Source organism: Bacillus carboniphilus, assembly GCF_039522365.1.
GTDB lineage: Bacteria > Bacillota > Bacilli > Bacillales > JC228 > Bacillus_BF > Bacillus_BF carboniphilus.
The window spans coordinates 31204-55014 of sequence record NZ_BAAADJ010000057.1 but is presented as its reverse complement, the minus strand read 5'-3'; the positions used below and the strand labels follow the sequence as shown (position 1 = coordinate 55014).

31 protein-coding genes, 1 tRNA gene and 1 riboswitch are annotated in these 23811 nt (G+C 37.8%); of the genes, 26 read left to right on the top strand and 6 right to left on the bottom strand.

From position 1 onward, the window contains the following. Nucleotides 1-13: 13 nt before the first annotated feature. The 16 genes from ABDZ91_RS16765 to ABDZ91_RS16690 all read left to right on the top strand — a co-directional run bounded on the left by ABDZ91_RS16765 (nt 14) and on the right by ABDZ91_RS16690 (nt 10550). Nucleotides 14-511 carry a DinB family protein gene (locus ABDZ91_RS16765; RefSeq protein WP_343801319.1) on the top strand — a complete coding sequence of 166 codons (498 nt, stop codon included), beginning with the start codon at nt 14-16 and terminating at the stop codon, nt 509-511. After that, nucleotides 501-686: a hypothetical protein gene (locus tag ABDZ91_RS16760; protein WP_343801316.1), complete on the top strand. Its 186-nt coding sequence runs from the start codon at nt 501-503 to the stop codon at nt 684-686. Before ABDZ91_RS16765 ends, ABDZ91_RS16760 begins: the two co-directional genes overlap by 11 nt. Nucleotides 687-689: 3 nt before the next feature. After that, the gene (locus tag ABDZ91_RS16755; protein WP_343801313.1) at nt 690-1658 is read left to right on the top strand and encodes a GNAT family N-acetyltransferase; all 969 of its coding nucleotides are present in this window, start codon (nt 690-692) and stop codon (nt 1656-1658) included. Nucleotides 1659-1965: 307 nt separating this feature from the next. Beyond that, nucleotides 1966-2448, top strand: coding sequence for a hypothetical protein (locus ABDZ91_RS16750; RefSeq protein WP_343801310.1), 483 nt, complete (start codon nt 1966-1968; stop codon nt 2446-2448). Nucleotides 2449-2452: 4 nt separating this feature from the next. Next, entirely contained in the window at nt 2453-3175 is a 723-nt protein-coding gene (locus tag ABDZ91_RS16745) for a hypothetical protein (RefSeq protein WP_343801307.1), read from the top strand. An 81-nt stretch (nt 3176-3256) separates the two neighbouring features. Further along, a complete protein-coding gene (locus tag ABDZ91_RS16740; protein WP_343801366.1) occupies nt 3257-3829 on the top strand; it encodes a YdcF family protein in 573 nt (190 codons plus the stop codon). Between the two features lie 14 nt (nt 3830-3843). Continuing rightward, nucleotides 3844-4305: a GNAT family N-acetyltransferase gene (locus ABDZ91_RS16735; RefSeq protein WP_343801304.1), complete on the top strand. Its 462-nt coding sequence runs from the start codon at nt 3844-3846 to the stop codon at nt 4303-4305. A gap of 83 nt (nt 4306-4388) precedes the next feature. Next, nucleotides 4389-5105, top strand: a complete 717-nt coding sequence (locus ABDZ91_RS16730) for a hypothetical protein (RefSeq protein WP_343801301.1) — start codon at nt 4389-4391, stop codon at nt 5103-5105. Between the two features lie 32 nt (nt 5106-5137). Further along, entirely contained in the window at nt 5138-5509 is a 372-nt protein-coding gene (locus ABDZ91_RS16725) for a DUF3221 domain-containing protein (protein WP_343801299.1), read from the top strand. Nucleotides 5510-5591: 82 nt separating this feature from the next. Then, on the top strand, nt 5592-5948 hold the full coding sequence (locus ABDZ91_RS16720; protein WP_343801297.1) for a glyoxalase superfamily protein: 357 nt from the start codon (nt 5592-5594) through the stop codon (nt 5946-5948). 562 nt (nt 5949-6510) lie between these two features. Beyond that, nucleotides 6511-7674, top strand: coding sequence for a DUF4317 domain-containing protein (locus tag ABDZ91_RS16715; RefSeq protein ID WP_343801294.1), 1164 nt, complete (start codon nt 6511-6513; stop codon nt 7672-7674). Nucleotides 7675-7803: 129 nt separating this feature from the next. Further along, complete coding sequence (locus tag ABDZ91_RS16710; protein WP_343801291.1) at nt 7804-8151, top strand: MerR family DNA-binding transcriptional regulator; 348 nt, start codon at nt 7804-7806, stop codon at nt 8149-8151. Continuing rightward, nucleotides 8148-8597, top strand: coding sequence for an SRPBCC family protein (locus tag ABDZ91_RS16705; protein ID WP_343801288.1), 450 nt, complete (start codon nt 8148-8150; stop codon nt 8595-8597). The genes ABDZ91_RS16710 and ABDZ91_RS16705 overlap by 4 nt, the downstream gene beginning before the upstream one ends. Nucleotides 8598-8695: 98 nt before the next feature. After that, complete coding sequence (locus tag ABDZ91_RS16700) at nt 8696-9109, top strand: VOC family protein (protein ID WP_343801285.1); 414 nt, start codon at nt 8696-8698, stop codon at nt 9107-9109. Between the two features lie 37 nt (nt 9110-9146). After that, nucleotides 9147-9983 (top strand): phosphotransferase family protein, encoded by an 837-nt coding sequence (locus ABDZ91_RS16695; protein ID WP_343801282.1) that lies wholly within the window; start codon nt 9147-9149, stop codon nt 9981-9983. Nucleotides 9984-10091: 108 nt separating this feature from the next. Continuing rightward, on the top strand, nt 10092-10550 hold the full coding sequence (locus ABDZ91_RS16690) for a GNAT family N-acetyltransferase (RefSeq protein WP_343801280.1): 459 nt from the start codon (nt 10092-10094) through the stop codon (nt 10548-10550). 70 nt (nt 10551-10620) lie between these two features. On the opposite strand, the gene ABDZ91_RS16685 is transcribed toward ABDZ91_RS16690, so the two are convergent. The 5 genes from ABDZ91_RS16685 to ABDZ91_RS16665 all read right to left on the bottom strand — a co-directional run bounded on the left by ABDZ91_RS16685 (nt 10621) and on the right by ABDZ91_RS16665 (nt 13283). Next, nucleotides 10621-11139, bottom strand: a complete 519-nt coding sequence (locus tag ABDZ91_RS16685; RefSeq protein ID WP_343801277.1) for an undecaprenyl-diphosphatase — start codon at nt 11137-11139, stop codon at nt 10621-10623. A gap of 33 nt (nt 11140-11172) precedes the next feature. Further along, nucleotides 11173-11316 carry a hypothetical protein gene (locus tag ABDZ91_RS16680; RefSeq protein WP_343801274.1) on the bottom strand — a complete coding sequence of 48 codons (144 nt, stop codon included), beginning with the start codon at nt 11314-11316 and terminating at the stop codon, nt 11173-11175. 124 nt (nt 11317-11440) lie between these two features. Further along, nucleotides 11441-12058 (bottom strand): hypothetical protein, encoded by a 618-nt coding sequence (locus ABDZ91_RS16675; protein ID WP_343801272.1) that lies wholly within the window; start codon nt 12056-12058, stop codon nt 11441-11443. Between the two features lie 27 nt (nt 12059-12085). Beyond that, nucleotides 12086-12691, bottom strand: coding sequence for a hypothetical protein (locus tag ABDZ91_RS16670; protein WP_343801269.1), 606 nt, complete (start codon nt 12689-12691; stop codon nt 12086-12088). Between the two features lie 166 nt (nt 12692-12857). Continuing rightward, nucleotides 12858-13283 (bottom strand): DUF2621 domain-containing protein, encoded by a 426-nt coding sequence (locus tag ABDZ91_RS16665; RefSeq protein WP_343801363.1) that lies wholly within the window; start codon nt 13281-13283, stop codon nt 12858-12860. A gap of 283 nt (nt 13284-13566) precedes the next feature. On the opposite strand from ABDZ91_RS16665, the gene ABDZ91_RS16660 reads away from it, so the two are divergent. From ABDZ91_RS16660 to ABDZ91_RS16650, 3 genes are all read left to right on the top strand, one after another. Next, nucleotides 13567-13663, top strand: a tRNA-Sec gene (locus tag ABDZ91_RS16660). A gap of 176 nt (nt 13664-13839) precedes the next feature. Further along, nucleotides 13840-14409, top strand: coding sequence for a hypothetical protein (locus ABDZ91_RS16655; protein ID WP_343801267.1), 570 nt, complete (start codon nt 13840-13842; stop codon nt 14407-14409). Nucleotides 14410-14526: 117 nt separating this feature from the next. Continuing rightward, nucleotides 14527-15174 (top strand): hypothetical protein, encoded by a 648-nt coding sequence (locus tag ABDZ91_RS16650; protein ID WP_343801264.1) that lies wholly within the window; start codon nt 14527-14529, stop codon nt 15172-15174. 96 nt (nt 15175-15270) lie between these two features. Here the strand turns inward: ABDZ91_RS16650 and ABDZ91_RS16645 are convergent, their stop codons facing one another. Further along, nucleotides 15271-15834 (bottom strand): CBO0543 family protein, encoded by a 564-nt coding sequence (locus tag ABDZ91_RS16645; protein WP_343801261.1) that lies wholly within the window; start codon nt 15832-15834, stop codon nt 15271-15273. A gap of 136 nt (nt 15835-15970) precedes the next feature. Between ABDZ91_RS16645 and ABDZ91_RS16640 the strand changes: the two genes are divergently transcribed. The 7 genes from ABDZ91_RS16640 to ABDZ91_RS16610 all read left to right on the top strand — a co-directional run bounded on the left by ABDZ91_RS16640 (nt 15971) and on the right by ABDZ91_RS16610 (nt 23802). Further along, nucleotides 15971-16480, top strand: a complete 510-nt coding sequence (locus tag ABDZ91_RS16640; protein ID WP_343801258.1) for a DinB family protein — start codon at nt 15971-15973, stop codon at nt 16478-16480. 143 nt (nt 16481-16623) lie between these two features. Next, the gene (locus ABDZ91_RS16635) at nt 16624-17439 is read left to right on the top strand and encodes a hypothetical protein (RefSeq protein ID WP_343801255.1); all 816 of its coding nucleotides are present in this window, start codon (nt 16624-16626) and stop codon (nt 17437-17439) included. A 12-nt stretch (nt 17440-17451) separates the two neighbouring features. Then, complete coding sequence (locus tag ABDZ91_RS16630; protein ID WP_343801252.1) at nt 17452-18963, top strand: bifunctional metallophosphatase/5'-nucleotidase; 1512 nt, start codon at nt 17452-17454, stop codon at nt 18961-18963. Nucleotides 18964-19108: 145 nt separating this feature from the next. Then, complete coding sequence (locus ABDZ91_RS16625; protein WP_343801249.1) at nt 19109-19342, top strand: hypothetical protein; 234 nt, start codon at nt 19109-19111, stop codon at nt 19340-19342. Nucleotides 19343-19396: 54 nt separating this feature from the next. After that, nucleotides 19397-19543, top strand: a riboswitch (cyclic di-AMP (ydaO/yuaA leader). A 32-nt stretch (nt 19544-19575) separates the two neighbouring features. Beyond that, the gene (locus ABDZ91_RS16620; RefSeq protein ID WP_343801360.1) at nt 19576-20973 is read left to right on the top strand and encodes a TrkH family potassium uptake protein; all 1398 of its coding nucleotides are present in this window, start codon (nt 19576-19578) and stop codon (nt 20971-20973) included. 332 nt (nt 20974-21305) lie between these two features. Continuing rightward, complete coding sequence (locus tag ABDZ91_RS16615) at nt 21306-21674, top strand: ArsR/SmtB family transcription factor (RefSeq protein WP_343801246.1); 369 nt, start codon at nt 21306-21308, stop codon at nt 21672-21674. Beyond that, nucleotides 21667-23802: a heavy metal translocating P-type ATPase gene (locus ABDZ91_RS16610; protein ID WP_343801243.1), complete on the top strand. Its 2136-nt coding sequence runs from the start codon at nt 21667-21669 to the stop codon at nt 23800-23802. Before ABDZ91_RS16615 ends, ABDZ91_RS16610 begins: the two co-directional genes overlap by 8 nt. The last annotated feature ends 9 nt before the right edge of the window (nt 23803-23811 follow it).

Below are 23811 nucleotides of genomic sequence, written 5' to 3'. Positions count from 1 at the left end.
AGGAGGAACCCCAATGAAAACTTTATTCCAATACAACTGGATGGTACGTGACGAGTGGTACCAGTGGTGTGAGAGTGTCAATGAACAAGAGTTATTACAACCTAGAACAGGTGGTGTAGGTGGAATTCTAAAGACTCTTTTTCATATTGCTGATGTGGAATGGAGCTGGATGATGATTCTTCAAGGCAAACCGGCTGGTCTGGAGGATTTTGAAGAGTTTAATAGTCTTGAAAAAATTAGAGGGCTAGATGCAAAGTACAGACAAGAGGTAGAGGTATTTGTCCGCGAATGGGAACCGAGTTTCGAAAATAGATTGTTAAAACTTCCTGAACCTGATGGTACAGTTGAGACTCATACATGGGGGGAAGTCATGCGACATATTATTGCGCACGAAATTCATCATATAGGGCAATTGTCTGTATGGTCACGTGAAATGGGAAAGAAACCTGTATCTGCAAGTTTAATTGGTCGATCGTTAGTAGACAAGGAGAGGATTCCAAGTGAGCAGTAAGTTTAGAGCTATTCTCAGCATAATCTGTGGGGTACTCTTATGTACAGTAGGACTGATACGGCTCCTTACAGAGAGCTTTTCATTTATTCCACTAATCTTTGCGGTAGGTGGATTGTTTGGTTTTATTGGTTGGATTTTGGAACTAAAGAAAATTAACAGCACGAAGGAGCAATGAAAGATGACAAATGTTTTTGAGAAATTTCCAGTTCTAGAAACGGAAAGACTTCAATTAAGAAAAATAGATTTTAGTGATGAGAATCAAATTTTCACATATTTATCGGACACAGAAGTAATGAAGTATTATGGACTTGAACCGGCTACGTCGCTAGAAGATGTTCGAAGTGAAATATCGTGGTACCAATCTATCTTTGAAAATAAAACGGGAATTAGATGGGGGATCACCTTAAAAGGGAAGGACGAGGTCATTGGGAGTGTGGGCTTTCTAAATGTGGTTCATCAACACAAGCGTGCAGATGTTGGCTATGAGTTACATCGAAGCTTCTGGGGACAAGGGATTGCAGGTGAGGCATTAGTGGCCATTCTTCAATACGGATTCGAACACATGAACCTTGAAAGGATTCAAGCCTTAATCGAACCTCCAAATACAGCCTCTACAAAGCTAGTGAAAAAATATGGTTTTACAAATGAAGGGCTTCTTAGAAACTATGAGTTTTCTCTAGGAAAGTTTGATGATTTATATATGTTTAGCTTACTGAAGGAAGAGTTTTACAATAAATCTAAATCTAAATTTTATGTAGCATCAAGCTTCAAAAATGTAGAGGCCGTAAGATATGTTAGCCATCAGCTAAAGGAAAAGGGTTACGTACATACATATGATTGGACACAAAACAGCAGGGCCTCCACTTTCGAAGATTTAAGGGAAATTGGATTAAAAGAGAAAGAAGCCGTCATGGAAGCAGATTTCTTCATTGCCCTTTTACCTGGTGGAAAAGGGACCCATGTGGAAATCGGAATTGCCTTGGCATTAGGGAAAACGGTTTACCTGTACTCACCGAACGGCGAAGTTGATAACCTCGAGACTACTAGTACCTTTTATCATGTACCAGAAGCCGTCAAAGTTGAAGGAAGCTTAGATGAATTAGTGGATTACGTTTTTAATGAAAAACTAGTTCGACTCATATCTTAGGAATAAATAGCGATATCAAGGAGGAGGGGAAACCATCAAAATTATACTTAAACTACTATCCTCACTTTTCCTAGGTCTTACTTTCATTTCTTTAATAAGTCCGTTCTTTCTTTACTGGTTCATCCATGGAGATTCAAATCGGTACATTTGGATTATCAATGGACCTTATCCATTTAGCCATTTCGGTAGTGGCCCCTTCCAACTTTGGGGTGGGGTTGGGCTCCTGTTTGTAGGGATTTGTTTTGGAATCCTGTCGTGGGTACTCTCGGTGCTAAGTAAGAATCTTACTTAAAGAGAAGGTGTTGTTTTGAGGAAAAGGCTTATCATTTTCGTTATCATTTTTCTTAATATATTTGTAGGCAGATATTTATATATAAAAGCTCATCCACCACTAATGGTATCAGGCTTTAGTTCTTATGCTGATAATGAGTGGAAAAAGGTAATTGAAATCGTTAATAAAGGATCCTCAGATGTCTTTTTGCAAAATGCACTGGTCAATGGGAAAGAACCACCTATACATGAATTAGGTGTAAGTAGATCTAATCACTTAGTCATTGGCAGTGGTTTGGATGAAGATCCCAACATTACTTATCACCCTATAAAGGAATTGGCTGTGCATCCAAAGTTATCTACTGAGAAACTTCGAATCCTATATGATCAAAAAGACAGAGAAGTCATAAAGCACTATGGAATTCGGGTAATTGGAAACGAAATACCTGAGGTGATAACGATTGAATACAGGTATATGGGAATATTGTTTGCAGTGCATATAGATGTGAGAGAGAGGTAATCTTTTGTCAAAAGTCGCTCTTATAACGGTTACTCATGATCCATTGGGTAAAAGTCTACATTTATTTAAAAAAGTTAAGCAAGAGCTTGAAGAGGTTTATTCAGAGCTTTTTATTACAATTAGTGAAGAATCCTCATTAGAACTTATTAAAGAAATGAAGAAAAGTAGGTTTAAAGTAAAGGTCATCCCTAAAAAGGGAGCGGCCCATGCAAGAAGAGAAGTATTACAGTTTGGGCTCTCGGGAGAAAGTCAGTTTTTCCATTATATGGATTTTGATAGGTTGCTAACTTGGTCTAATAATCATTTAGGAGAGTTAAGAGATGTCGTGGAGGAGATGCCAAAACACAAATATCTTATTATAGGACGTACAGCGCGAGCAATGAAAACACATCCAACTGAATGGATAGAAACCGAAAAAGTCACAAATAAAATTTGTTCATTAGAGCTTGGGAAGACCGTTGATATTACAGCTGGTTCCTGTTCTTTTTCAAGAAGTAATGCAGAACTAATACACGCGTACTCAAAGGAAAAGATGACAGATGCTGAGTGGGCGATGAGTGCATATCGAGTCGGGAAATGTGATATCTCCTATATGGCGGTTGATGGCTTAGAGTATCATGAAGAAATAAATGGTGTAACCCGTGATTTAACAGAAACAGAAAAATGGCTAGGTAGGTTAAGGCTAAGTCTGATTATTAGTGAGACAGCGTACAGTGTGGGGAAATAGTGATTTTTAATGGAAATAGATAGAGAAATCACACCACTAATTTTACAATCAATCTTTTGAAGGAGGGATCCAGTGCCTAAGATGAAAAAACCACTTATAAAAAAGGTTAAGATTCTTTTTGTATTCCTATTTACTTGGATCTTCCTACAAACAGCACTCATTATCATAGACGGGGTGAATGATGAATTGGCTACTGTTGATGCAGCAGTTATCCTAGGGAACAAGGTAGAATTGGACAGGCATCCCTCTAATCGATTAAAAGCTAGATTAGATAAGGCTGTCGATCTATATGATGAAGGTTATTTCAGAACGATAATTGTAAGTGGCGGTATTGGAGTAGAGGGATTTGATGAAGAAAAAGTAATGAAGGAATATCTAGTTAACAAGGGTATTCCGTCTGAAAACATTATAGAAGACAACAATGGGTACAACACGTATATGACCGCTGAAAATTCCAAAGCAATCATGCAGGAATTAGGCTTAGACTCAGTGATGGTCATTACACAATTCTTTCATATTTCTCGGACAAAACTTGCTTTTAAAAAATTTGGATTCGAAGAAGTTTACTCCGCGCATGCAGAAATCTTTGAATTAAGGGATGTTTATTCGACTCTTAGAGAGTTTCCGGCTTACTATAAATATTTATTTAAATAGGAAAGGAATTATCGATGAATATTAGATTGGCTGAACCTCAAGACATTAAGCAGTTAATTAAAATGAGATGGGATTTTACCATTGAATTTGATGAAAATAAGAAAAATGAATCATACGATGAGTTTGAAAAGGAATGCCAACTGTTTTTGGAGAAAGCATTGGATAGTGGTCAATGGTTCATTTGGGTTGCGGAGGAAGATGGAAAACTAGCATCACACATTTACATAGAGCTTATTCAAAAAGTTCCACGTCCAGGTAGAGTAACCTATCCATTTGCTTATATGACCAACGTATATACCGTCCTAGAACATAGAAATACGGGTATTGGAAGTCAGCTACTTTCTACAATCAATCATTGGATTAAAGAGAATAATTTTGAGTTTGTTATTGTATGGCCAAGTGAAGAGGCCGTGAACTATTATAAGAAAAATGGTTACGTTCATTGTACGGAACCGATGGAATATTTTCCGTCTTAATGTACGATGCGTTGATTTTAAGGAGTTAACGCTTTTTTTGAAACTTAATTTTATGGAAATGAAAGTTAAAGTGAGGTCGAGGAATGAAAAAACTCCAAGATTTTAAACAGTTTCAATGGATCCAAGAGGAAACGGAAGCAATAGATTTTAAGAATTGGAACGGTTGCTATGTTTCAAATTTAATACCTCATAGATTTCAACACTTCTGTAAAATTATCCATCCCATTTATCGTGACTTAAATATTCAAGATGAAACCCTGTTATGGAGTCAATGTAAGCCCGGGGAATCCGTTCATTTTCAATATGGTGAGAGGTTAACATTAAAAGAGTTAGCCGAAAAGTATAAAATTCCCTTTACAAAGGAAATTACCAGTTCTAACATCTCACATGTATTGGGGGGAACTCCTCGATACTTAATTCTTGGTGAAGAGGGGAGTATGGATAAAGAAACTCTTCATGAATTCGTTTCTGTAATGAACCCATTCACCAAAGGGCCGTGTTATTTTCAATACCATTTGCTAAAAATCAACAACTATCAAGAAAATCACGGCAACGGGCATCTGTATTATGGGGAACTGGAAGATGTATATAAGTTGTACGAGATGGGGGAGTTTATAGATTTTGGATCTCCAAGTTATTGGTGGGGCGAGGATAGAAGTTGGTGCGTTTATACGGATTATGATTTTGACTTCTCTGTAGTAGGATGTAGTAAAGAGGTAATAGATGCTCTTTTAGGCAATAATGAGCTTGAATGCATCGAAGTAGATTTACATACTAGACTTGATTCTAGGAGGTTATAATAATTGTCATACCTAACCTGGAGGTGTCCTTGGTGCGTAAACTAATTGTGAGTTTGATAGTTTTATTTTTATTAGCATCATGTAGCCAGACTGCCGTATATAAATCAGAAGAAATTGTGAAATTTTATGGAGTTATCGTACAGAAAATACAAAACCAAGATCAGTTTAAAATTTTGGTGGTTCCAGATATGGAATCCAAAGATATTGAAGATCTTTCGGAAAAAGAAAGAGTTGAAATTGCGCAGAAAAACAACGGGAAATACTTTATGCCAACTGAGGAAACATTTCAAGTTGCTGATATTGGAATGAAAGTTACCGTTATTTATGATAAAAATGCAGGACAAGAAGACTCTAATCCTCCTAATCAATTTGGGTTAAAAGAGTTTAATTTACATACTAAATAGTGCTGAGATAGCCAAGTAGTAAAGAGAATTTAGACCGATTCTTTGGGTAAGTTTCATGACAATAGTAAAGGAGTCTACAAGTATGGTTGTTCCCATTTTTAGAATTTTTGATATAGAAAAAGCAGAATGGTTTTATATACATTATTTAGGTTTCAAATTGGACTGGAGTCATCAATTCGAAGAAGGTATGCCAGTTTATAGACAAATTTCTTTAAATGATTGCCTGATCCATCTAACTGAACACCACGGAGACTGTAGTCCTGGTGGTGCAATTAGAATAAAGGTATCAAACCTGAAAGAGTATCATGCTGCTTTAAAGGAAAAAGATTATCCTTATGCACGGCCAAACCTTGAAAAGACCCCATGGAATACCATTGAAGTTACAGTGAGAGATCCTTTTTATAATCGCATTACGTTTTATGAAGAGTTGGAGGGTTAGTAGTTAGTTATGTTCGAGTTTTCAGGGAGATTCTTAAAAACTAGGACATAAACAAGATTTACGTTCGAGTTATCAAGGGGATTCTCAAAAACTAGGACATAAACAAGATTTACGTTCGAGTTTTCAGGAAGATTCACAAAAAATAGGACATAAACAAGAAATACGTTCGAGTTTTTAAAGAGATTCCCAAAAACTAGGACATAAATAGAATTTACGTTCGAGTTTTCAGGGAGATTCTCAAAAACTAGGACATAAACAAAATTTACGTCAGAATTTTAGAATAGTTTCTCAAAAACCAGAGCATAAAAAAATTTCCAAAAACCAAGGCATAAACATGAATTTATACTATCTCCCAAAGTATACCAAGAAACTTCCCCAACCAACCCAAGCAAGATTTCCCCATCCCAACAAAACTTTTATTAGAAATAGCCTCCATTAAAATGATAGAATAATACACGGAAACAACCCACTTATATAATGAAACTATTAAAAAACGCAAGCGAGGAGCTGCCGGGGCAACTCCTTTTTCTTTTTCTAAACACAGCTTAGGAGTGGACATGGCATGAATAAAAAAGATGTTTCAGCTATTCGTAGACAGTTCAAATTAGATAATGACAAGATGACAATAAAGGATATTTTTAATGTGTATGTTCGGAAGGAAAGCAGCGAGATCTATCATCAAGAGCTTCAGCCTTTTCCGATGCTAGAACGGGAGCACCAAGAATTGTTTATGAGTAATTTTAAAAAGGTCTTAACTGGCCAAATGGATTCTAAGTTATTCGAGCTGCGTTTCCAGCAAGAAGCCGCAGAAAACCACAGTCAACTGGTTTTACACACTGGATTACAAGCCAGTGAAGTGGAAGACTGGGAAGAACAAATGCTTCTATTAGTCGAGAAAATGTTCCATGATGTTCAATATGAGCATGATGTGGTCGTGACCTTTATTCGTGGGGAGTATGTAAAGCCGACGAAGAAGACGAACGAAGAGACAGAAGAACATGCACGTGATGAGGTGTTCTCTCATTCTTTTATTCTTTGCAGTATCAATAAAACAGAGGAGCCACAAAAGTCGTTATTGTTTGATTATGTGGAGAAGATTTTTAAGTACAATATTGTGGTGGATCCAATTATCAATCTGACAGCTCCAATTGCGGGCTTTATGTTCCCAAGCTTCACAGACAATTCAGCTGATGTGAATCATGTTTTATACTCAGCAGGGAAGCCAAATCAACTCGATCCCCATTTTATCGAGGACGTTTTAAATGCTGAACCGATTATGACGGCACAGGAAGATAAAGTCGTGTTTGAGGAAATTGTGCGTGAAGTGGTAGGCGATCAACTTAACACGACAACACTAGCCAATGTGTATGAAGAAATCAATCGTGTTATGGATGAAAATGAAGAGGAAGATCCACCAAAACTCGACTACAAAGATGTGGAACGTGTGTTAAAAGTAAGTGGTGTAGAAGATGTTAGTACAGACAAAGTCGAAATGGCGTTCCAAAAAGTTATTGATGATGAAAAATATGAGCTGAAAGCTAATAACATCATGCCGAAGTTTAATTCGAAGTCTATTAAGATAGATACAAAAGTTGCAAGAATTACGATTAGTCCTCAAGATTTAAAGTACGTGAGACAGGTCAATTATCAGGGCAAGCGTTGCATTATGATTGAAGTGGATGAAGATGTTGAAATCGAAGGATTCAAGATGATTCCAGAGGCGTAATATGAAAATGCATGAACTAGGCATTACTGTAATAATTGCAGTAATGCTTTTTTCTTTCAGGTAAAATTATTATATAAATGTTGACTCGGTGGTGCGCCCCACAGTTTAGGATGAAAGAGGAGGGACACAATGTACAAAATTAGTGAATTTGCGGAGATAACGGGGTTAAGCAAGGAAACTCTACGATATTACGCAGAAATAAAACTACTTGAACCAGCCATCATAGACCCATCTAACAACTATCGGTACTATGATGATGGAAGCTATTTTTTGGCGATTCTTTTAGTGAAATTGAGGCGGTTCGGACTGACTGTACAAGAAATGATCGCCGTAATGAATGATGAGTCGTTTGCAAATCTTGAAACCTTGTTAAAAGAAAAGAAAACGAAAATACAGATGCAAATGGATGACTTACTAATAAAAGTAGAAGAAATAGATGAGTTTCTTGCATCTGGACAGGAGGAGAAAGAAATATGATTCATTGGAAAGCAGAAACTATAATTGAAGCAGGCATTGAAAAGGTATGGGACCTATTTTCAGATCGGAACATTAAAAGAATTATGCCAAAGGTAGAAGAACATACTTTAGTTGAAAAGCAGGAAAACGAAGTAGGTGCTAAACATAAGCAAACCTACCGTGAAGGAAAACGGTTAGAAACCTATTTCGTAGAAACCATAGCATATGAAGATTTAAATGAAAAAAAGCATAAAGAAATCAGATTCGTGTTAGGTAAAGCATTTGAAGTTCATCTTGTTTTTTCATTATTAAAAATGGATGAGAATCGTACGAAGTTTATTTACGAAGGGACTAATAAGGGTGTCAACTTTGTCGGACGTGCTATGATGAAGCTGGCAAGTAAGAAAAGTAATAATGATGTGGTTCAGGAGTTCCTTGAAAGAGTTAAACAGGAAGTAGGGAACTAAATATTTTCCTACAAGAAAAGGATCTGTAAGAAGGAACTTTAGTAAGAGATATGGAAATACATAATTAAGACATTTGAGAACGAGAGGAGCACAACCCTATGAAAAAAGTGACCCCCTTTTTGATGTTTGAAGGGAATGCAGAGAAAGCAATGAATTACTACACATCTTTAATTGAGGATTCCGAAATTACGAGTATCACAAGGTACGGTGCAAATGGTCCAGGTGATGAAGGAACCGTTATGGAAGCAACTTTTTCACTTAAGGGACAAGAATTTATGTGTATTGATAGTTATGTAAAACATAAATTTACATTTACTCCTTCCTTTTCAATTTTTTTAACCTGTGAGTCTGAAGAAGAAATGGACCGTTTATATGAAAAGCTATCAGATGATGGAGAAATTCTTATGCCACTGGATGACTATGGTTTTAGTCAAAAGTTCGCCTGGATTGCTGATCAATTCGGGGTATCATGGCAGATTAATTTGCCGAATAAACAAGAGGTGCACGGTTAATTCCGTGCTTCTTTTGTGTTTATGAAGGGGAGATTTTATGGATATAAGAAGGATTATAAAAGGAGTTATCGAGGATGCCAATGTTTCTTTTGAACAAGTAAATGGTGGTTTCGATAGTTCGGTTTGGAAGGTGGAGACAGCTACCCGAAAAAAACTAGCGTTGCGAATCGTTACGGCTGATCGGTATGAAGACTTTTTAATGGAAAAAGAAATTATTGATTTTGCGGCTTCACAAATGATTCCCGCACCAGCTGTCCGTACAGTAAAAATAGTAGATGATTTGGCTGTGATGGTGTCAGACTGGGTAAGCGGGCAGACAGTATTGGAGGAGTTGATCAGCAATCCTGAACAGGCTTTTTCAATAGGTGAAGAGTTCGGGAGAGTGCAAGCCAAAATACATAATTTACGGAAGGCGGACACTCTAATACAAATCCCGGGGAACTGGTTAAAACCTGCTACTGATGAGGAAAAGGATGTGTTTGAAAAAATAGACACCCTAACAAAAGAGGACACGAAAACATTGCTCCATCTAGACTATCATCCTCTGAATGTAATGATGGAAATAGGGAAAATTACAGCGGTATTAGACTGGGTAAACGCTGGTTTTGGTGACCCGCGTTTAGATGTTGCTCGAACATATTCAATTCTACAGTTTGAACAATTGAGACAGACCTCTCCATTTGAGGAGTTGAAACCAACTCTCCAAGAGTTTGAAAAGGGTTGGCTAAAAGGCTATACGGAGATAGCAGGAGAACTAAAGTCTATTGAACTTTTTCATAAGTGGGCTGGAATTCGGCATGCGAGAGATTTGGGTGACCGCATCACAGAAGAGGATCGTGTTAAATTGCATGAATGGTCGGTTTCCTGGAGGTAATGTGAATTATTCCATAAGATTTCCTTATTGATATTCATAAACATTTAGCCATTTTCTTATCACCTTCCTTATCTTACAATAAAAATAATAAGGGGGAGGCAGTGCGAAATGACGAAACTTACATTTAGAAATGCCCAAGAAGGTGACTTGGATAAAATAGTAGGAATGTTGGCTGATGATCCGCTAGGTATGAAAAGAGAGCGTTATGAAAAACCACTTCCCGAGAGTTACCATCAAGCCTTTCATGCGATATCATCTGATCCGAATAATGAATTAGTGGTAGCATGTATGGATAATGAAGTAGTTGGAGTATTTCAAATGACGTTTACCCCATATATTACCCATCAAGGTGGGTGGAGAGCCACGATTGAAGGTGTAAGAACTTCTTCTGCTGTCCGTGGTAAAGGAGTTGGAACTCAAATGTTTGAATGGGCAATCCATCGGGCAAAAGAACGTGGCTGCCATGTGGTTCAGCTTACCACCGATAAGAAAAGGGAAGATGCTTTACGATTTTATGAAAGACTGGGATTTCATGCAACACATGAGGGAATGAAGTTAAAGCTTTAACTGTTTTTTTCGGACAAAGATTAGTTAGCTTGATTAAAAATCTTAAGTAAATGAAACCTCATTTCCTCTGTTATTTGAGCCAAGCCATTCTTTTTTGCAAATAATCGTAATAACGAACAAATATGCCAGTCATTGAACCAAGTACGGCACTAAAAATAATATCCGATGGGTAATGGTGGCCAACCCAAATGCGTGAAAAGCCAGTTAGAGTAGACAATCCAATCATCAACGAACCAATTGTTCGATTGTACAAAAAGAGTGTTGTGGATACCGCAAATGAGAGTAGGGTATGTTTACTTGGAAAAGTAGAATCTTTCTTAGAGGGAATTAAAATCCCAACACGTTTTTTTACAAATGGCCGTGGTTTAAAATAGAAACACTTAATTAGTATGTTCAGTACATAACCTATTACACCCGCCACTAAAGCTTGCTTGGATGCCTGTTTAGAAGCTCGATTTTTGAACCATAAACAAAGTAAAATAATTAAATAAACATACCGCGCCCTGTTTGAGATTAAAATCATTAGCTTATCAACTATGGAAATACGACCAGAGAACAGGGTGATGGCTCGAAATATTTTGTCATCCATGGATATACACCTCTTTTAAAATCGATGTTTTACTCAAAAATCTTCATTTGAATTGTCTTCATTTTTTCTTCTGTTTTTTACATATCTTTGAACTTGTTCCTTGTATTTTTCATCCGTTTTGGTAGCCCAAATACTATATTGGATTTGATGCGGTCCACCATTGTTTGCTTTTGCCATAATTACCACCTCTCTCTTTATCCTTTGGATTATTTGATGTTCTAATACAAGTTACCTTTTTGACAAAATTGTCCATTGATAAAAAAGGGCAATGAAAAAAGCTTAGGATCCATGTCCTAAGCTTCTATTTACCTCTTCCTGGAGTTAACGATTCTTGAATGATATTTCCTTCTGGATCCAGGATCCGAATAATACTATCTGCACCTAGCGCACGAACTGTTTGGTCAATTTGCTTTCGAGCATTAAGTAGCTGACCACCGAGATTCATCTCCATTTGTCTTCCATCTTCTAGGTCAAAAATCAAGCTTTTGGGTAGGGTTGAACCATACTGATCTTTTTGAAAGATGTTTGTAATCAATACAATTTCTTCCCAATCCGTTTTATCCGTACCAAACCCAGCAAGCTCATTCGTATAAATTCCGTCGGGACTATAGTAATAATATTCTTCCATGGTAGCAACAAATACTAATAATGAAATTCCGAACAACCCAGCAAAGAGACTCCATTTTAATTTTTTTCTTTCTAGGTCAATACCTACAATCACAATACTTATCCCTAGAACAAAAAGAGCCCCCATTGAAATAAAAATACTAACTCCATCAGCTCCAAAGAAAAAAGCATCCTTAGGCATAAAAAGAGTTTGTTTAACAGCAGAGCTTAAAAGACCCCACAATAAAGAACTGATAGAGATGATAATACCAAAAACAATAAACATAAGTTTTTTATTATCTGCATTGTGCATGTGAAATTTTCCCCCAGTGGAAATTGTTTAGAAATATTCTTTTCTCTCTATAAAATTGCCTTCACTGTCATAGAAATCTACGAAACTCTCACCTCCAAATTTCCGAACTGTACTGTTAATGGAGGTGCGCATGGAATACTGTCTCGGCCCTAACTCCATTAAGATTTCCTCACCATCTTTTAGCTTTATAATTAACTCTGAAGGAAGAGGAGCCCCCGTTTGGTCTTTCCTGTATATATGAACAAGTTCAGTGATATCTTCCCACTTCAATAATCGTTCTTCTGTTGTTTCCAACGTATCTATTACAATCCCATTTGGATCGATATAGTAATAATCATCGATAGAGTAATAGAGACCGATTAGTGATGCAATACATATGGGGAAGCTTATCACAAATTTCAGCAACTTAGATTTCATTTCCCAACCCATGATCATAATACTGACCCCTAAAACAGCAATACAGATGGACGCTACTATAAAAGATTTTCCACTTGAACCAAAGAAGTAACCATAATCAGGTTTAATAAAAATTTCTTTTAACGGTACTAAAAACAAAGCAGCTGTAAAACAAATAATAAACACGATTATTCCTATACTGGCGGTGTACATCAATTTTTTATCGCCATTATGCATAACTAAAATCCCCTTTTAAAACAAAATACAAATTGCCCACTGCCTAATTCTACCAAATATTACGTTTAGAATAGAGAAAAGTTTCAAAAAATTTAATATAAAAAAAGAAGAAGCCCAAAATCAATCGACTCCAGGCATCTTCTTAAGAGCTGGCCGTGTCTTGTAGTTAAAACAAATGCTGGTACGGCGTAACATCAATTTTTAATTCGTCTAATTTTTTCAGTAGAAATTTATGATCACGCTTTGGAGTCGCCATTATATATCCTCGAATCACTAATTCCTGATCAATCTTTTTGGCTTTTTCCTTAAGAGCAAGTTCGCCAATCTTCCCGGCTATCTTATGTTTCGCCACATCACGGAAAAGTTCAGGAACAGGACTCACCAATTCGTTTAGTAATTCTTTTTCCTCTGGCTTCCACAGCTTAATCGTTTGGCTCACATAATATTCTTCCCAATCCATATCCGATTTGCCGTCTTCTTTCGGCAACCGTTTCAAAAACTTTCGAAACATGAAATAGCCGCCAACAGCAAACATAAAGACTAGGACACAAACCCAAAAAAGGATGAACCACTGAAACCATCCTTCAAGCATCATCCGACACCCCACAATCTTCCAACCATCATTATACTATTATAATGCCGGAGTCGAAACGTGACAAGGAATGAGTAGGATTTTCGTAGAGGGAAATGGTGGGGGATGGGAAGAGGTGATTTTTCAATACATGGATTATCTGCGAATTTAATGGAGACATGTGAGAGGTGCCATAAGTGAATAAATGCAGCTATACGCGAATAAATCCCAGTTAATTACACCAAAACAATTGAAATATACCCAGACATATACTATGATTGATAACTGGACAAGCCTATAAAATGGGGTCGGAAACGGTGCTGGTGCCCGTCACGGTCTTCAAAACCGCTCGAGAGGCGCGTGTCGTCTTTGGTGGGTTCGATTCCCACACGGTCCCGCCAAATTTCTAATGATTGTCATTCTTCTACATTAAAAGGAAAGATTCTCCTTCCTCTACATACAATTTATAAAGTATTTTTCTCGACTAACTTCCTCTAGTAACCTTCAAAAATAACCGTAAAAAATGAAAAAAAAGATGCTCGCAAAATCAAAACCGAATGAAAAAGGGAGGGAGAGAATGACTCGACATCAATGTAAATGGATTGTAATTGGACTTTTCTTTACATTTTTCGATTTTAGGTTGAATTCGTTCAATCTTGTGCCGGATTTAGCTGGTTGGATCATCGTTATTGTGCAGATGGGTGGTGTGAATCCAAAATACAAATCTTATATGTCAGCACGGAATTTGGCAGTAATTTTGTTAGCATTATCGGTACCTGACTTAATTACAGAACAGGATGTTTTCTCATCTGGATCCCTTTATTATCTGGTATCAATCGCGAATTCAATTCTGTACCTATTTTTTGTGTGGAAGCTTTTAGAGGGAGTAGCCCTACAGTTAAAGGTTCAAAATTGGGTTCAACAATCCCAATCCATATGGAGCTTTAGAAAGGTATATACGATTCTGACGGTTATTGTTATCGTCTTTTCGGCACTAGCAGGGAGTGGACAATTAAGTGTGGATCTCATATTAAATATTTGGGCTATTCCTGTGATTATTACGCTAGTCTTGCAAGTATTTTTGTTAATTAAGCTATTTGATACTAGAAAGATCATTGAGGAAGACAATCCGGTGGCTACCATGTGATAAGAAGAGAATCTCTAATGAGGTTCTCTTTTTTTGTGGAACATCTTTATAAGATAAGTATAACTCTGAAATACATTCGGAATTCTAATGTTATCCATACATTAGAGGAGGATTTTTATGAAGAGAATCGTTTTCATACTTTTGTTTGGTTGCTTAGTCTTGCTTCTTTCTGCATGTGGAAATAATGATGACGATGCAGGCCAGGGTGCAACGGACGAAGCTGAAACGGAAGAAAAAGATAAAGAAGCCGATGGAAATGGTAATGTGAATGTAGACAAAGGGCTTATGAATGTAGAGGTTACCTTACCAGCTTCTATGTTTGAAGGACAGGATTTTGAGACCATTAAAGCAGAAGCTGAGGGAGAAGGCATTAAAGAAGTAACACAAAATGAGGATGGATCCATCACGTACAAAATGTCAAAAGCGAAGCACGAAGAAATGATGGATGAAATCAGGACAAGTATTACTCAATCGGTCGATGAAATGAAAAACAGTGAGGAATATGCATCCATTAAGGATGTAAAATATAATGACTCGTTTACAGAGTTCACTCTAGTCGTTGACCAAGCTGCTTATGAAGAAAGCATGGATGGGTTCGCCGTGTTCAGTTTAGGTATGTTCGGGATGCTTTATCAGGTATATGATGGACAGAAGCCGGATGATACAAGTGTCAATATTTTCGTTCAAGATGAGGCGAGCGGAGAAGTGTTTGATGAAATTCTTTACCCGGATGACTTTGAAGGTGAGGCAGAAACTGAACAATAGGAAATGTTAGGGTCTGCTCCTAGATGGGGCAGGCTTTTTATCGGAGAATTTAAATCCTAAGCTCCCCCAAGCTGTCACAAAAATAGAAGCGGATCCCTAACACAACTTTTCAAAACTCTTCATTCTGGTAAACCAGTAGGCAATTAAATAAATGAAGGTGTAAATGGGAAATGAGTAAAAGCTAGACCATCTTTCAGGCGTATATAATCCAATCCACTCGAATAAAGGCTCCCCGATGAAGGATGTAATGGCTGCGTATACCATACCTTTTAACAGTGGATTGGCAGTTGGTCTAAATTGTAACCAAAGCATCATCGTTACAGGTATCAAGGAAAAATCCCAAGGAAAAAAAGTAGGAATCGTGGGAACAACCTTTCCTGAGTAATGCCATAGACCAAACACAACCCCTATAAAATCTAACCAGGAAGCAATGATTAAAGAGACGAATCCAGCAAGAAGAAGTCTTCCTTCACTACCACGCTTTCGAAAGATAAACCAAATCACCCATGGAAGTATTACAAGGATTAACGATAGCCAAAAATCCCAATGCCAAAGGGTGCTTTCTTTCCAATAGTCCAAGTATTCCATCTGAATATCATGAATTCGATCGAAAAATTTATCTGTTTGTTTTATCTTTTTTTCATCTATAAGTCGATTCATTCCACGATTCACCTTTAAAATGTGTTAGGGTAATATTATTCTTTCCTATAATTTAGTAATTAATCGGGACAAGGAACCTGTCCCTCTGTCCCGGATTCTAGTAAACTATAATTAGTAATTGAAGGAGGTTTTTCCAGTGAATGATGAAATGATGTTTCAACAAATGAAGTTTATTCGTAGTCGTACGGTTGCTTCTCTTGATGCGACTCCAGATGAGGTAGCGACTGTAATACCAGAAGGCTTTAACAATCACCTGTTATGGCAGTATGGACATATTTATGTTTCGCATGAAATACTCCTGCATTCTTTTGTAAAGGAAGAGTCCAAATGTCCTCCTCATTATTTAAAGCTTTTTGCGATGGGAAGTAAGCCTGCGGATTGGGGCAAAGAGGAAGAAATACCATCTCTGGAGGAACTTCGAACGCGTTTAGTTGAACAGCCACAGAAGATTATGGATACATTCGGTGGACGATTAGGTGAAATAGGAGAAAAGCCATTTGTGTTAGGACCTGAAACCAAGTTCACAACTTTAGGGGAGGTCCTTGGGTTTGCGATGTGGCATGAGGGTCTTCACCAAGGAACATCAGATGGAATCAAACGCGCATTAGGATTGAAAGAACTTTTTAAAATACCTGAAAAGAATTAATGAACACAAAGTGCCTATTCACTATCGATAGGCACTATTTTTTTGTTGATTTCTCAGCCAATCTTGTGGCTTGTTAGTTAGAATAATTGTGCGAAAATATGAAGATATTACCTGTATAGTGTCGGAAGTACAGGAGGATTAACATGAAACAATTATGGGTGATTTTGCTTTTAATCATGATGGCATTAAATGGATGCGGCAGCGGAAACCAAACGGATAACAACCAAGCTAGTAATGATCAGAAAGAAGCAGCAAAGGCTGAAATCGAGTCAAGGCTATCAACTCTCATTGAATTTAATAATGAAGCAAATGAAACAGTTGGATACATTAAAGGTGAGGATTTTCCTAGTTTTCGAAAAGAACTTAACCTGATTGCAGAAGGCATTGGTATTGACGATAAGCTACAGATAAATTCAGACGATGAAATAAAGAGTATGATTAGCAGGCTTGAAACCGGTGTAGACCAATTAACGGGTGATGAGGCAATCCAAGCCTTGGAGACCATGAATTCAAGTCAGGTTATTTACTCTACTGTTTTTAAGGATGATTTTGAGCTCCAATTTGAGGAAGTTGATTTGACAAGTTCAGGGAATTCTTTAAATTTTTTTATAAATCATGAATCAGAAAATCTAACAACAGAAAGTGACATCATAGAGGAAGTCGAATCTACCATAGGGGTAATTGAGTTCAGTAATTTGGAGCCTTTGCAGGATTTAAAAGCGGAGTCAGAAAAGTATGCAGACGCATTCCCTGAAGAGGAGCTTACTTTATTGAATGCAATCATTAACAATCTAACTTCATCTATTCAAAATCAAATCAATGTACTTAAACAATTGAAGCCTGTAACTATGGATGAAGGATCTTCAGTGGATCAACTGCTCGATCAAGCGATAACTGATTATAATGATGCCAAGAAATCATTAGATGAATTGGAAGCGTTATATGGAAAAAATGAATAAAGGGGGAATCTCATGGCGAAAGTACTTGGCAAGCTATTTCTATCAATCATTATCATCACAGCGACATTTCAACCATCTATCGCAAAGGACTCCTCCTATCAAAAAATAACAATCCTCCACACCAACGATTCTCACGGACGTGTGTTTGGTGGACTTCATGAGGGGTTAGGGTTTGCCAAAATTGCTACACTGGCAAAGCAATTTAAAGAAGAAAATGAAAACACCCTTTTACTGGATGCCGGTGATGCTTTACACGGAACAACCTTTGCTACCATTGACCAAGGGGAAAGTATCATTCGAGTTATGGATGTGGTTGGTTACGATGGGATGACAGTAGGAAACCATGATTTTAACTATGGACGTGAACGTTTATTAGAGCTAGTTCAGATGGCAAACTTCCCCGTCATTAGTGCAAACCTTTTATATGAAATTACAAAGAAACCATTGCTTCTCCCATACATAATAAAAGAAATGAATGGATTAAAGGTCGGAATTTTTGGATTATCTACTCCTGAAACCATCTATAAAACGAACGCTAAAAATGTAGAAGGTGTATTGTTTACAGATCCAGTGGCCGCAGCAGAGAAAAGTGTAAAAGAATTAAAAGCTAATGGTGTAAACGCCGTTATTGCTATTTCTCATTTAGGCACAAATCCAACTAGTCAGCACACCAGTTTAAAAGTGGCACAAGAAGTTAGTGGTATTGACTTGATTGTGGATGGTCATAGTCATAGCAAGGGTGCAACTATGGTTGAGAAAACTTTGATTGTAAGCGCAGGTGAATACACAAAAAGACTAGGAGTTGTAGAACTCAATTTCCGAAGTGGAAAATTGATGAACAAAAAGGCAAGTTATGTGATAGATTCAGATGCAATTATCCCAGACACTAAGGTCACCTCTGTCATTCAAGACATTCTAAAGGAACAGGAGAAGCAATTGAAAACCGTAATTGGAAAGACAAACGTAGTCCTGGTTGGTGACCGGGAGCGGGTCAGGAAAGGTGAAACAAACTTAGGAAACCTAATTGCAGATGCAATGCTGGAGGAAACAGGTGCAGACATTGCTTTATTAAATGGAGGAGGAATCCGTGCATCCATTGACCAAGGGGATATTACCAAAGGGGACGTCATCACTGTTTTGCCTTTTGGAAATTACATCATGACCAAAGTCGTTAGCGGAAAAACAGTGAAAGAAGCCCTGGAAAATGGTGTTCGTGCTTACCCAGAAAGGAGCGGAGCCTTTCCACATGTGGCAGGAATGACATTTGCGTTTGATCCTTCTAATCCTTTTGGAGATAGAGTTGATTCTGTGCAAGTGGCTGGGGAACCGTTAGAGTTAGACAAAGAATACATAATAGCTATGAGTGATTTTTTAGCCTCAGGTGGAGATCAGTATACAATGTTTACGGACATTCCGGTTAAGAACGAGTTTGCTACGCTAAGTGAAGTGTTGATGAATTTTATAAAAAAACAAGGCGAGGTTAATCCGAAGCAGGAAAAAAGGGTGCGTATAGAGAAAGAATAGTGGCAGAGTATCATAGAGGGCTGGCAGTACTTGGCTGGCTCTTTGTTCATTTCCTGAAAAGATCTCACTAGATTTTAAATTTAGTAGAATGAAATATAATGGATTCGTGAAGAAATAGTAACAAGAGGTATAGGAGGGGCTTACAGTGTTCAAAGAAGTAAAAAAGAAAAAGTGGCCGTTTATTTTAAAATATGGGCTCATTTGGGCATTGGTTTGCTCATCGATGGTTCAAATCTACCATTTGATTTTCAATAGAGAAGAAGTTGGTGCCTCTGTGTGGCTACAGGTATTATCGGGGATTATCGGAGGAACTGTTATTATTTTTCCAATTGGAATGGTGATGGGGTTTTATATGTGGAAAAGTCGTAGATATAACTAATTTGTATTGACAACATAAAATGTCAGGCGTATTTTATAAATATCAAAATATCTATATACCTTGTTGCTGAATCACAAGAGCGGGGGAACCAAATTTGATAAACCTATGTTTATCTTGGGGTGAATCTTATAAACATAAGAAGGGATACTCTCAATTCCCTAATCCGACAGCTAACCTCGTAAGCGTTACTTGAGAGAAGGGTTAATCATTTATTGACCATTCTTTTATTTAGAATGGTCTATTTTGGTTTCACGATAGGTATACAAGTTAAAGGAGCATGTCTCTTGTCTAAAAAACTAGTGAGTAGTTTATCACCAGCGCAACTAATTGTGACTTTTTATATAGTAGCTGTACTGGTTTCAACATTTTTACTAAGTCTACCCTTTGCGTTAAAACCAGAAGTTAACTGGTCTTTTATAGATGTATTATTTACAGCAGTAAGTGCAGTAAGTGTTACAGGACTAGCTGTTGTATCGACACCGGATACCTTTAGTACATCAGGAGTATTTATTTTACTGTTTATCCTCCAATTTGGCGGAATCGGGATTATGACATTAGGTACGTTTTTATGGATGATTATGAGGAGAAAAATTGGTCTCAAAGAAAGACGCCTAATCATGACAGATCAAAACCAAACGAATCTTTCAGGTTTGGTTCATTTAATGAGACAAATTCTAAGTTTAATTTTAATCATAGAATTATGTGGCACACTTGTTTTGGGAACATATTTTCTTAGTTATTTTCCTACATGGCAAGAAGCTTATTTGCAAGGTTTGTTTGGTGCGGTTAGTGCTACCACCAATGCAGGGTTTGACATAACGGGAAATTCCCTTATTCCTTTTGCTAATGATTATTTCGTTCAGTTTATAAACATCATATTATTGACGTTAGGAGCTATCGGATTTCCGGTTTTAGTTGAATTGAAGGAATTCGTGACTAAGAAAAATGAAATTCATCGGTTCCAGTTTTCTTTATATACGAAATTAACCACTTTAACTTTCTTTTTACTTATGATTTTTGGAACAATCATTATTTTATTATTTGAAGCTAACCATTTCTTTGAAGGGAAATCGTGGCATGAGTCGTTTTTCTATGCCTTCTTTCAGTCTTCAACTACTAGAAATGGTGGGTTAGCAACAATGGACGTTAGTGAATTTTCACATCCTACCTTATGGGTACTCTGTTTCTTAATGTTTATTGGTGCATCCCCGAGTTCAGTTGGTGGAGGCGTGCGAACAACCACATTTGCAGTTAATCTATTGTTGTTATATTCCTTTGCTAGGGGCTATAAAACGATAAAAGTTTTTAGACGAGAAATTCACGAGGATGATGTGATAAAGTCTGTAATAGTCACTTTTCTTGCCTTGTTAGTATGTTTTATTGCAGTCATTACTTTAGAATTTACGGAACGTTTTTCTACTATGGAAATTCTGTTTGAAGTAAGTTCTGCATTTGGAACAACTGGATTGTCGATGGGGATTACACCAGAGCTTAGTTCAATCGGTAAAGTTGTCATCATAATGCTTATGTTCATTGGACGTATTGGGATTCTGTCATTTATCTTCTTGTTTAATCGAAGGGAAGTCGAGCCGAATTACCATTATCCGAAAGAGCGGATTATTATTGGGTAGGTTGAAGGACTATTCTCATTTTAAGAGGGTAGTCTTTTTTGTTTGAATTGAAAGGCTGGGAGAGAGTGTGTCTTGTTTAGAGTGAGATGGAAGGGGGAACGGGACAGCAGAAGGTGAACGTGTCCTGTTCGAAACAGAATAGCCAGCCAAACGGGACAGCAAGAGCAAAACGTGTCCCGTTTAAGAGTAGAAGTCCACACGAACTGGAAAGCCAAACAAATAACCGGATCTTTTTAAAATAATACCACTTCATTCAAACCATCATTTGATTAACTGCATACAATAAAGATATAATATATTCAAATCAATATTTGAATGAGAGAAGGTTTAGAATGTCTAACAAAGATACATGTGATATTTACTGTTATGATGAACCGAAAGTAAAGCGTATACAAGCTGTGATAAAAAAGGAAGATATAGGTAGTGTGGCTTTACTTTTTAAGGCGATTGCAGATGAAAACCGAGCGAAGATCACATATGCCTTGTGTCAGGATGATGAATTATGTGTGTGTGATATTGCGAATATTATTGGTTCAACGGTTGCAACGGCTTCACACCACTTGAGGACTCTTCATAAACAGGGAATAGTCAAATTCCGTAGAGAAGGGAAACTCGCCTTTTATTCTTTAGATGATGAACATATAAAGCAGTTAATCACGATTGCCCTAGCTCACAAGAAAGAGGTGAGAGTCGATGTATGAGCAAAATGCGCAAATGTCTGAACAACAATCCATGACGTATCGCGTCCAAGGCTTTTCCTGAGCAGGCTGTGCGAAAACGTTCGAGGAGAACGTGAAACACCTGGATGGTGTTGTGGATGCAAAAGTTAATTTTGGAGCGGCGAAGATCACAGTAACGGGCCAAGCTACCATTGAGGAACTCGAAAAAGCTGGAGCCTTTGAGAACTTGAAACTACGTAGTGAACAGGAAAAATCGGTTGAACGAGAGCCTTTCTGGAAACAGAAAGAAAATTACAAGGTGTACGTTTCAGCTGTATTGCTATTGATTAGTTGGTTTTTAGGAGAGCGATATGGAGAGGGGCATATTGTTCCTATCGCTGGTTATGCTATTTCCATTTTTATAGGCGGTTATTCTTTATTTTCAAAAGGTCTTAAAAACTTAGCCCGATTAAAGTTCGATATGAACACGCTTATGACTGTAGCTGTCATAGGAGCCGCCATTATTGGTGAATGGGGAGAAGGGGCAACCGTTGTCATCCTGTTTGCAATAAGTGAAGCACTAGAACGTTATTCAATGGATAAAGCACGTCAGTCGATTGAGTCATTGATGGATATTGCCCCTAAAGAAGCACTTATTCGACGAGGGCAAGAGGAAATGGTGGTTCCTGTCGATGAAATCCAAATTGGTGACACGATGATTGTGAAGCCAGGGCAAAAGTTGGCTATGGATGGAGTCGTCATAAAAGGAACATCTACTATCAATCAAGCTGCCATCACAGGGGAAAGTGTCCCCGCTACCAAAACAAACGGTGATGAAGTTTTTGCAGGTACTATGAATGAAGAGGGTCTACTTGAAGTTAAGGTGACAAAGCGAGTGGAAGATACGACGATTGCCAAGATTATTCACTTAGTGGAAGAAGCTCAAGCCGAACGGGCACCTTCCCAGGCTTTTGTTGATAAATTTGCTAAATATTACACACCGGCCATCATTGTATTAGCCATTTTAATAGCAGTTGTTCCACCGTTATTATTTGGAGCAGAATGGAGTGAGTGGGTTTACCAAGGTTTGGCGGCTCTAGTTGTGGGTTGTCCGTGTGCATTAGTTGTCTCAACTCCAGTAGCTGTTGTGACTGCAATTGGTAACGCGGCCAGAAATGGTGTTCTCATAAAGGGTGGCATTTACCTGGAAGAAGCAGGAACCTTAAAGGTCATGGCATTTGACAAAACCGGGACCCTAACGAAGGGGGTTCCAACTGTGACAGATATGGTGACGTTTATGGGTAACGAGGAGGAGCTTTTACAAATAACTGCGGCCATCGAGAAGGGATCGCAACATCCACTAGCTTCAGCCATTATGAGAAAAGCAGAAGAATCCGGTGTAAAATACCAAGATATCGAAGTGAACGACTTTCAATCAATCACTGGGAAAGGGATTAAAGCCAGAGTTCACAATTCTCTGTACTATGTTGGTAGTCCGAATCTATTTGAAGGCATGCATGGAATCCTATCTGCCAATCAAAAGGCAATGATTGAAAAAATGCAATCACAAGGAAAAACTGTAATGATCTTGGGAACAGAAAGAGACACCCTGGCATTGATTGCGGTGGCTGATGAAGTTAGAGAATCCTCAAAAGAGGTCATTCAAAAATTACGTCAAGTTGGAATTGAGAAAACAGTCATGCTAACAGGAGACAATGAGAGAACGGCTAAAGCTATTGGAAAACAAGTGGGAGTTTCGGATGTCAAAGCCGATTTGTTACCTGAGGATAAATTACATTTTATCAAAAAGCTTCGATCCAAGTATAAAAATGTTGCCATGGTCGGCGATGGTGTCAATGATGCTCCAGCTCTTGCTGCATCATCTGTAGGAGTTGCTATGGGGGGTGCCGGTACAGATACAGCACTGGAGACCGCTGATATAGCATTGATGTCTGATGACCTCAGTAAGTTACCGTATACGATGAAGCTGAGTCGGAAAGCATTGGCCGTTATTAAACAAAACATCGCGTTCTCTTTGGGAATTAAGGCATTGGCTTTATTACTTGTCATTCCAGGCTGGTTAACACTATGGATTGCCATTTTTGCTGATATGGGTGCAACGTTACTGGTAACCTTGAATAGTTTGAGGTTGTTGAAAGTGAAGGAATAGTAGGACGAA

What these genes read in the sequence shown, in the direction of transcription:
- ABDZ91_RS16645 (WP_343801261.1), bottom strand. Translation starts at nt 15,834, where the DNA reads ATGAATCGACTTATAGATGAAAAAAAGATAAAACAAACAGATAAATTT.
- ABDZ91_RS16665 (WP_343801363.1), bottom strand. Translation starts at nt 13,283, where the DNA reads ATGCTTGAAGGATGGTTTCAGTGGTTCATCCTTTTTTGGGTTTGTGTC.
- ABDZ91_RS16765 (WP_343801319.1), top strand. Translation starts at nt 14, where the DNA reads ATGAAAACTTTATTCCAATACAACTGGATGGTACGTGACGAGTGGTAC.
- ABDZ91_RS16695 (WP_343801282.1), top strand. Translation starts at nt 9,147, where the DNA reads ATGGATATAAGAAGGATTATAAAAGGAGTTATCGAGGATGCCAATGTT.
- ABDZ91_RS16670 (WP_343801269.1), bottom strand. Translation starts at nt 12,691, where the DNA reads ATGCATAATGGCGATAAAAAATTGATGTACACCGCCAGTATAGGAATA.
- ABDZ91_RS16735 (WP_343801304.1), top strand. Translation starts at nt 3,844, where the DNA reads ATGAATATTAGATTGGCTGAACCTCAAGACATTAAGCAGTTAATTAAA.
- ABDZ91_RS16650 (WP_343801264.1), top strand. Translation starts at nt 14,527, where the DNA reads ATGAAGAGAATCGTTTTCATACTTTTGTTTGGTTGCTTAGTCTTGCTT.
- ABDZ91_RS16690 (WP_343801280.1), top strand. Translation starts at nt 10,092, where the DNA reads ATGACGAAACTTACATTTAGAAATGCCCAAGAAGGTGACTTGGATAAA.
- ABDZ91_RS16710 (WP_343801291.1), top strand. Translation starts at nt 7,804, where the DNA reads ATGTACAAAATTAGTGAATTTGCGGAGATAACGGGGTTAAGCAAGGAA.
- ABDZ91_RS16755 (WP_343801313.1), top strand. Translation starts at nt 690, where the DNA reads ATGACAAATGTTTTTGAGAAATTTCCAGTTCTAGAAACGGAAAGACTT.
- ABDZ91_RS16715 (WP_343801294.1), top strand. Translation starts at nt 6,511, where the DNA reads ATGAATAAAAAAGATGTTTCAGCTATTCGTAGACAGTTCAAATTAGAT.
- ABDZ91_RS16680 (WP_343801274.1), bottom strand. Translation starts at nt 11,316, where the DNA reads ATGGCAAAAGCAAACAATGGTGGACCGCATCAAATCCAATATAGTATT.
- ABDZ91_RS16635 (WP_343801255.1), top strand. Translation starts at nt 16,624, where the DNA reads ATGAAACAATTATGGGTGATTTTGCTTTTAATCATGATGGCATTAAAT.
- ABDZ91_RS16720 (WP_343801297.1), top strand. Translation starts at nt 5,592, where the DNA reads ATGGTTGTTCCCATTTTTAGAATTTTTGATATAGAAAAAGCAGAATGG.
- ABDZ91_RS16700 (WP_343801285.1), top strand. Translation starts at nt 8,696, where the DNA reads ATGAAAAAAGTGACCCCCTTTTTGATGTTTGAAGGGAATGCAGAGAAA.
- ABDZ91_RS16620 (WP_343801360.1), top strand. Translation starts at nt 19,576, where the DNA reads ATGGTCTATTTTGGTTTCACGATAGGTATACAAGTTAAAGGAGCATGT.
- ABDZ91_RS16615 (WP_343801246.1), top strand. Translation starts at nt 21,306, where the DNA reads ATGTCTAACAAAGATACATGTGATATTTACTGTTATGATGAACCGAAA.
- ABDZ91_RS16705 (WP_343801288.1), top strand. Translation starts at nt 8,148, where the DNA reads ATGATTCATTGGAAAGCAGAAACTATAATTGAAGCAGGCATTGAAAAG.
- ABDZ91_RS16675 (WP_343801272.1), bottom strand. Translation starts at nt 12,058, where the DNA reads ATGCACAATGCAGATAATAAAAAACTTATGTTTATTGTTTTTGGTATT.
- ABDZ91_RS16630 (WP_343801252.1), top strand. Translation starts at nt 17,452, where the DNA reads ATGGCGAAAGTACTTGGCAAGCTATTTCTATCAATCATTATCATCACA.
- ABDZ91_RS16740 (WP_343801366.1), top strand. Translation starts at nt 3,257, where the DNA reads ATGAAAAAACCACTTATAAAAAAGGTTAAGATTCTTTTTGTATTCCTA.
- ABDZ91_RS16685 (WP_343801277.1), bottom strand. Translation starts at nt 11,139, where the DNA reads ATGGATGACAAAATATTTCGAGCCATCACCCTGTTCTCTGGTCGTATT.
- ABDZ91_RS16730 (WP_343801301.1), top strand. Translation starts at nt 4,389, where the DNA reads ATGAAAAAACTCCAAGATTTTAAACAGTTTCAATGGATCCAAGAGGAA.
- ABDZ91_RS16655 (WP_343801267.1), top strand. Translation starts at nt 13,840, where the DNA reads ATGACTCGACATCAATGTAAATGGATTGTAATTGGACTTTTCTTTACA.